This window comes from Fulvivirga aurantia, from assembly GCF_009711475.1.
GTDB lineage: Bacteria > Bacteroidota > Bacteroidia > Cytophagales > Cyclobacteriaceae > Fulvivirga > Fulvivirga aurantia.
In genome coordinates this window covers 1-5,331 of record NZ_SMMD01000668.1, presented here as the reverse complement: position 1 = coordinate 5,331, position 5,331 = coordinate 1, and the positions used below count along the sequence as shown (strand labels likewise).

General features: G+C 36.8%; 9 protein-coding genes and 2 tRNA genes. 6 read left to right on the top strand and 5 right to left on the bottom strand.

Features of this window, described 5'->3' with window-relative positions:
• From E1176_RS06975 to E1176_RS06950, 6 genes are all read left to right on the top strand, one after another.
• On the top strand, nt 1-566 hold a 566-nt coding region (locus E1176_RS06975), incomplete at its 5' end, for a YkvA family protein (RefSeq protein ID WP_222933106.1).
• A gap of 6 nt (nt 567-572) precedes the next feature.
• Entirely contained in the window at nt 573-767 is a 195-nt protein-coding gene (locus tag E1176_RS06970) for a YtxH domain-containing protein (protein WP_155209883.1), read from the top strand.
• On the top strand, nt 767-1,111 hold the full coding sequence (locus tag E1176_RS06965) for a phage holin family protein (protein WP_155209882.1): 345 nt from the start codon (nt 767-769) through the stop codon (nt 1,109-1,111). The genes E1176_RS06970 and E1176_RS06965 overlap by 1 nt, the downstream gene beginning before the upstream one ends.
• A 189-nt stretch (nt 1,112-1,300) precedes the next feature.
• A tRNA-Gly gene (locus E1176_RS06960) sits at nt 1,301-1,373 on the top strand.
• Nucleotides 1,374-1,548: 175 nt separating this feature from the next.
• On the top strand, nt 1,549-1,791 hold the full coding sequence (locus E1176_RS06955; protein WP_155209881.1) for a GIY-YIG nuclease family protein: 243 nt from the start codon (nt 1,549-1,551) through the stop codon (nt 1,789-1,791).
• 25 nt (nt 1,792-1,816) lie between these two features.
• Nucleotides 1,817-1,901, top strand: a tRNA-Leu gene (locus E1176_RS06950).
• A gap of 353 nt (nt 1,902-2,254) precedes the next feature.
• Here E1176_RS06950 and E1176_RS06945 read toward each other — a convergent pair.
• From E1176_RS06945 to E1176_RS06925, 5 genes are all read right to left on the bottom strand, one after another.
• Nucleotides 2,255-2,686 carry a hypothetical protein gene (locus E1176_RS06945; RefSeq protein WP_155209880.1) on the bottom strand — a complete coding sequence of 144 codons (432 nt, stop codon included), beginning with the start codon at nt 2,684-2,686 and terminating at the stop codon, nt 2,255-2,257.
• Between the two features lie 3 nt (nt 2,687-2,689).
• Entirely contained in the window at nt 2,690-3,232 is a 543-nt protein-coding gene (locus E1176_RS06940) for a helix-turn-helix transcriptional regulator (RefSeq protein ID WP_155209879.1), read from the bottom strand.
• A gap of 5 nt (nt 3,233-3,237) precedes the next feature.
• Nucleotides 3,238-3,765: a hypothetical protein gene (locus tag E1176_RS06935; RefSeq protein WP_155209878.1), complete on the bottom strand. Its 528-nt coding sequence runs from the start codon at nt 3,763-3,765 to the stop codon at nt 3,238-3,240.
• A 133-nt stretch (nt 3,766-3,898) separates the two neighbouring features.
• Nucleotides 3,899-4,330 (bottom strand): hypothetical protein, encoded by a 432-nt coding sequence (locus tag E1176_RS06930; RefSeq protein ID WP_155209877.1) that lies wholly within the window; start codon nt 4,328-4,330, stop codon nt 3,899-3,901.
• A 20-nt stretch (nt 4,331-4,350) separates the two neighbouring features.
• On the bottom strand, nt 4,351-5,331 hold a 981-nt coding region (locus E1176_RS06925), incomplete at its 5' end, for a restriction endonuclease subunit S (protein WP_185152679.1).

Genomic DNA, 5,331 nt, shown 5'->3' with positions numbered 1-5,331 from the left:
ATTTATACGCTTCTTTTATCGATGACTTTTTCGTTAGCATATTTTTCATAAAAAATCATGAACATATCCCGCCCTTTTTGTATTATATACACATGAGTAAGACTAAAAAAAGAGAGAATCAAGATAAGGCTGACGGCCTCTCTACAACGGATATAGTAGAATCCAGGGTGTTTAGTCTCGCCATGGGTGTGGCAGAGCAATACGCCTCAAGCAAGCGTAAAGTTTTTAGGATTTTGCAGCACGCATTTAAGAAACTTAAAAACGAAAGTGCCAGAAATCACCTTAAAGCTGAGTTTAAGCAACAGGTGAGCGTACTCATGAGGCTGGTAAAGGCCTACTATGTGGGTGCTTACAGAAAGGTGCCAATGGCCGCGATTCTAAAAATCGTAGCGGGCCTCGTTTATTTTGTCTGGATACTTGATTTTATACCTGATTTTATACCATTACTTGGGTTAGCAGATGATATCGCAGTTATTGTATGGGTTTACAATGGCATTCGCGATGAACTCGATGAATTTGAGCAGTGGGAATCAGTGACAGCATATGACCTCGACAACGAAAACTAAAAAACCATGAATGACAACGGAAAATTTTTATTAGGATTACTAACCGGGCTAGGCCTGGGTACGGCTATGGGTATTTTACTTGCACCAGAAGAGGGAAGTAAAACCTTGAAGAAATTAGAAAAAGCTGTAAAATCAGCTACAAGCGATTTGCAGCAATTTGGTAGCGAAAAACTGAAAGAGGCAAAAAAGGCTTCTAAATAATGTCTCTTCTTTCTTCTTTACTAAAAAAGCCAATCAGAGCGATTGAGCACAAAATAGAATTGGCCAAGCATGATGCTAAAGTTGAGGTATCAGTAGCCTTGGCCAAAATTCTGGTTATTGTAGCTATCGTCTTTACCTTGTTACTGGCACTTGCGATTGCGAGTGTAGGTTTGGCTATATTAATTAATACAAATACAGGGCATCCATTTGCCGGCTACCTTTATGTAGGTGGTGGGTATGTGGTCTTGGCTATCTTACTATACGTTATTAACAAAACGGGAACTGTGAGAACGGTAGTAAAGGCCTATTCTGATAGAATTGTCTTTGGCAAATCGGGTAAATAAGAAAAAAGTAGAAATTTTTATTGAACAGTATTGCAAATTAAAATCCCTTACCTAAATTTGCAGTCCACTTGAGAGAAACGTTCTCAAGATTACAAGCGAAAGTAGCTTCCCGATAGCTATCGGGAGTAGAGCGCAGAAAACACGTTTTCACGCTTTATATCTTTAAAAGGAAGTACTTTAGCTAAAAAAGCGAAAGTAGCTCAGCTGGTAGAGCGCAACCTTGCCAAGGTTGAGGTCGCGGGTTCGAACCCCGTCTTTCGCTCACTGACAATTTTTGTCGTGCCGGACTTGATCCGGCATCTCTATTTATAGGGATTAAATTTCTCATCAAGTTGAGAAATAGCAAGAAAGCATCACTACGCAGTAGTGCATGCCCGTGTTAGGAACCTGCCTGCCTGCCGGCAGGTTGGTAGACACACAGGGCAAAATAGAAGGATATGTATAAGACATATGCCATAGACAGCATTTCTAGAAATTACCTTTACGTAGGTATTTCTAATAATGTGGAAAGAAGACTTACTGAACATAACTCAGGAAAAAATAAGACAACGAGGCCCTATAAGCCATTTATACTTATTTATACCAAAGAGTTTGAAACAAGAATAGAAGCTAGAGCACACGAAAAATACCTGAAAAGTGGCTCTGGTAAAGAGTTTCTCAAAAAGCTGAGAAACAAATAAAAAGCATCACTACGCAGTAGTGCATGCCCGGGTGGTGGAATTGGTAGACACGCAGGACTTAAAATCCTGTGAGCATTGCGCTCGTGCGGGTTCAAGTCCCGCCCCGGGTACTTAAAAGCCTGATAATCGACTGATTGTCAGGCTTTTCTGTTTTACAAGGTGGCGGTTTTGGTGGCAGAAATATTTTTTAAACAAATAAATCCTTACTATTTACATCTGCTTTATCTTAATTCTTTTCATATGATTACTAATCACGCTTCTCATCTCTACCAACATCCTATCTATCACATATTTATACTTAACTGTCTGGTATGAATAACTAGTCTTGACCTCGCTTCATTTATAATGCGTGTAGAACTTAATCTTAAGCTGTGGAAAGAGGCTTAAAGGAGGATAAACAGATGAAAGAAATAATGAGAGTTTCAGGTGTCGTTAGCGTTAATCTTCTGTAATCGACCTATTTTCATGCACTAAACTCTACATCTTCTTTTATCATTTCGGAAATATTTAAAGTAGGTAAAAGGAAGTGATCATATTCAGTATTTTCGAGCTTAGCATGTAAGACTCCTCTTGCAGTACCCACAGTTAAAACAGAGAGGTGTGTAAAAAATGACTTAGGCACCTTTAAAGAATTAGATTTCATTACTGTAAATTTTTTAAATGACAAAGGTTCTATATCAAAATCACAAGCTAACTTGAGCTTTATAAATGGTTTTTCATGACAGATAAAAACTAAGCTAAAATGAACGGCTAGAGAATGCTCTTCTCGACTAACTCCAAAGTTAAAATTGGTCTCTATACCCACTTCGTCGCCATCTTTATAAACTTTATCAAAAGTGGCAAATTCTAAGGTCTCAATAGATTTAAGCGCAAAAGGGATTTTTATTTGTGTCATATATTAAGCTGCCATTGCGTAGTTACTTTCCCCTATTTTTCTTCGAACTGAAACAGTAGTGTAACTCCCTCTCAATATCTCTTCACCTGAAATTATTTTATCTCCCAGTTTCTCATAACTCTTTTTAGGGGGCTTTATTACCTGATCTCTGGAGAATTCAAATTTCTCTACTATACTTTTAATGAATTCAAAAGAGTCCATCTCTTTTTTCTTTACAATAATTTCATCAGCATTTAAGGTTGATATCAATTCAATACCCAATACGCTTTCCAACTTCACTATTGATTCTAATGTGAGGTTTTCTCTACCTTTCAATAGTTTATTTATTGCTTGTGGTGTAACATCCATGGCGACAGCCAATTTCTTTTGAGTAATCTTATTCTCCTTCAAGTATCGGTTCACCTTTAAAGCTATCTTGGCTGATTTTTTCAGCCAGCCCTTATTTACTTTTCTCCAAGTATTATCTTTTTTCCATTTTGAATCTACACCTTCAACTAAATATTTGTTGAATGCTTCAATTGACTGTTTGGTTTCTCTAGTTTTCATATCGGTTAGTCTAAGTCTTCGAATTTATCGTCAACTTCATTCATTCTTAAAGCGTCTCTGACGACACTTAATTTCTTAAGCTCAAGGCTCGTATGCTCACGCTCCTGCATAGTTTTGGTTAGCTTAATTGCTCCACCTGTGATAATGTAACCATCCATAAATCTTACCGCATATATACGAAGCCATGATTTGTGTTCTTCACCTTTTGCTTTTTGTTTCTGAAAATCTTTAATGCGAAACTCTCTATCATCTAATGGTTCAAAAAGGTCATCAAGATCTTTACCCTCAGCTACTTCTATAGCTTCAAAAAGTTCATCTGCTTCGAAAATTGTTTCGAATGCTGCATCATCAACTTCGATATCTCCAAAAAAACCTGATTGTAAATCTGATTGATGTTTGTCAAAAAATGTTTGTAACCATGATGCATCGGACCAGTTTTCTTTCAATTGTTTGAATATATGCGTAGAGTCGCCTTCATACCTCACAGCCCATAGCCTGTCTTTTAGAAGCTCAAATATACTACTTATACGCATAATATCAACCTACAGGTTTACTTTTTGTTTAAAATTAATACTATTTACATAATCATTTACAGGAAGTATATTTGTTTCGAATGGAGAAGATTTAATTCTCATTATGGATTGATAAAATACTGTGACCTATTAATCATAAGACTTCACTTAAACTTTTTTGAATGAGTTGTAACGCATTTTTATATTCATCACGTTGTTTATATACCTCTTGACTTAATTTTTTTTGCTTTTCTAAACCTTCTATTATTTTTAATAGCGCCTTGATAAACAGGTTTTTGACCTCAATTTCCGTAAGTTCACTCCAATCATTTAATATGCTTTCAATTTCCTGAAAACTATCAAATCTTTTATTTGCAATGACGGTTCCCTCGTAAAACAATTGTATGTTATTTGAACTATGCCGCTTATCATGCCACCAATTTATCTTCGTACCATGATTAGAACATATCTCATTTCTATGCCTATTAATGTCCTCAAAATAGTAAATCACATTGTTGGGGACATTTGATTTATCAAATTTTTGATAAAGAAAACGACCATTTTCTTTAATAATTCCTTCTGTCATATTTAATCAAATTTTAACCTTTAAAACTCATCTCCATACCCCTCCTTCTCCTCAGCAGCCATACTCAAATTCTGCTCATCCTCTAATCCTGAAAATTCTGATGCTGACACCCTCACTTGGCCGTTCATAAGCATGGGTAGGAGCCAATTGCGGAGCTCAGTGAGATGCTGATTTTCTAATACTCCAGTTCTCATCCGTCCAATAAATTGGGAAAAACTATTATTAAAAGCGACTGAGGTATTGTGATCATAAGCAAATTGATAATCTTGCATAACTCCCCAGTTGGCTCGTGGCATTTTGGTACCCGTTGATGATTTAACGGAAATTTCGACAAACTCATCAGATGATACGATATGAGAAATAATGCCCAGATTTACTTTGTCAATCGCTTCTATCACTATAGTGTCGGACGATGTAATTCCATTTATAAACGCTAAACTTACCTTATGAAAATAAGGTCGAATTTTCCCAAACAATATATCATGAGTTTGAAACTGAAACTTTTGACTATTTAACTGGTAATCAGTGGTCCATTCATCCAATATCAAGGTTTTTCTAGGGATATGTTCAAGACCAACGTAAGGAGTATGTTCAGGAATTTCATCAGGCTGGATAGACTCCTTTCTTATAGACACCATATCTCTCAGTTTCTTCACCTCCCACCCCTCAGGAATCTCCCTTTTCAATTGCTCGTTATAGACCATTTTACCACCGGAGGATTTATACGGCTTGCCTTCGAGCTCGGGTTTGTCCATGGCAGCTGCCTGCTCTTTGCTGATAGGGAACTCAAACTGCACAAACCAATAATCATAAATCAACTTGGCCATGGCCTCCAGCTCTTTGTTGATGCGGTTGTTGAGGGAGATTTTATTATCAAATGATGTTAAAACTCCTTCTACCTTTTTCTGATAATCTCTATCAGGTAGCAGAATCGGATATTCCTTTAGCATAGGTACATCCACACCCGTTTGCCCTCCTGTTCTTGGAGATAATTGATCTAC